The sequence below is a fragment of the Pseudomonas antarctica genome, from assembly GCF_900624995.1.
GTDB lineage: Bacteria > Pseudomonadota > Gammaproteobacteria > Pseudomonadales > Pseudomonadaceae > Aquipseudomonas > Aquipseudomonas antarctica.
In genome coordinates this window covers 1-1,606 of the sequence record NZ_UYXQ01000244.1, presented here as the reverse complement: position 1 = coordinate 1,606, position 1,606 = coordinate 1, and the positions used below count along the sequence as shown (strand labels likewise).

At 60.4% G+C, this 1,606-nt stretch carries 2 protein-coding genes and 1 pseudogene; all 3 read left to right on the top strand.

Translation table 11 applies throughout. The features are described from left to right. Positions 1-203: pseudogene (locus E0F99_RS29790) on the top strand (ribose ABC transporter permease); the annotation flags it as partial. 33 nt (positions 204-236) lie between these two features. Further along, positions 237-1,169 carry an ABC transporter substrate-binding protein gene (locus tag E0F99_RS29785; RefSeq protein WP_083358443.1) on the top strand — a complete coding sequence of 311 codons (933 nt, stop codon included), beginning with the start codon at positions 237-239 and terminating at the stop codon, positions 1,167-1,169. Between the two features lie 21 nt (positions 1,170-1,190). Next, positions 1,191-1,606, top strand: a 416-nt coding sequence (locus E0F99_RS29780) for a LacI family DNA-binding transcriptional regulator (protein WP_130909131.1), incomplete at its 3' end; no start/stop codon positions are given.

Sequence of the window (1,606 nt, the reverse complement as noted above, 5' to 3'; positions counted from 1 at the left end):
CGGTAATCCTCGGCGGCACCAGCTTTACCGGTGGTGTCGGCACCATTGGTGGCACGTTGATCGGTGCGCTGATTATCGCGGTACTTACCAATGGCCTGGTGCTGCTGGGGGTGTCGGATATCTGGCAGTACATCATCAAGGGCATCGTGATCATCGGCGCGGTGGCGCTGGATCGCTATCGCCAATCCGGTGCACGGACCTGATTCACTCCAACAACAATCACAAGAGAGACCCGCATGAACTTCAAACGCCTGTTTCCCGTTATTGCCTTGGCTGCCGTGATGTCCAACGTCGTGCAAGCCCGTGAACTCAAATCCCTGGGCATCAGCATGGGCTCGCTCGGCAACCCCTATTTCGTGACCCTGGCCGACGGCGCCACGGCGCGGGCCAAAGCGCTGAACCCCAACGTCAAGGTGACGTCGGTGTCGGCCGACTATGACCTGAGCAAGCAGTTTTCGCAGATCGATAACTTCATTTCGTCCAAGGTCGACCTGATCCTGCTTAACGCCGTCGACCCTTCGGCCATGGCCTCGGCGATCAAGAAAGCCCGGGACGCCGGCATCGTCGTGGTGGCGGTGGATGTGGACGCCAAGGGCGTGAATGCCACGGTGCAAACCGACAACGTTGAAGCCGGCAAGCTGGCTTGCCAGTTCCTGGTGGACAAGCTGGCGGGCAAGGGCAACGTGATCATTCAGAATGGCCCGCAAGTCACCGCCGTGACTGACCGCGTCAAAGGTTGCAAAGCTGCATTGGCTTCGGCGCCGGACATCAAGGTGTTGTCCGATGACCAGGACGGCAAAGGCTCGCGCGAAGGCGGTCTGAACGTGATGCAGGGCTACCTCACACGCTTCCCGAAAATCGACGGCCTGTTCGCGATCAACGACCCGCAAGCCATTGGCAGCGACTTGGCGGCCAAGCAGCTCAAACGCAGTGGCATTATCATCACCTCGGTAGACGGTGCGCCGGATATCGAGCATGCATTGAAGAGCGACACGCAAATCCAGGCGTCGGCCAGCCAGGACCCGTGGGCCATGGCCCAGACCGCCGTTAACGTGGGCAATGACATGCTTAATGACAAAGCCCCGGCCGAAGCGGTTACTTTGCTCACGCCAAAACTGATCACCCGCGACAACGTTGCTACGTACAGCGGTTGGTCGAGTAAACATTGATCCAGTGAAGGGGAGCGCGTCATGGTCACCATGGATGACGTGGCGAGCAGAGCGGGTGTGTCAACGTCGACGGTGTCGCACGTGTTGAACGGCACCCGCAAGGTCAGCGCGGCCACGGTGCAGGCGGTACAGCGTGCGATCGCTGAATTGGGTTACATCCCCAATACCCTGGCACGCTCGCTGGCGCGTTCCAGCACCAGCACGATTGGCGTGGCGATCTCGGCGCTGTCCAACCATTACTTCAGCGAGATGGTGCACGCGATTGAAGCCGAGTGCACAAAGCACGGCTTCATGATGCTGTTTGTCGACCCCCGCGATGACCCGGAGCAGGAGCTGCGGGTCGTCGCGGCCCTGCATCATCGGCGGGTTGACGGGATTTTGCTGGCACCGTCCACCGGGTCAAAAGCCCTGTGGTTTCTGCAGGCCCGTGCTGGCGG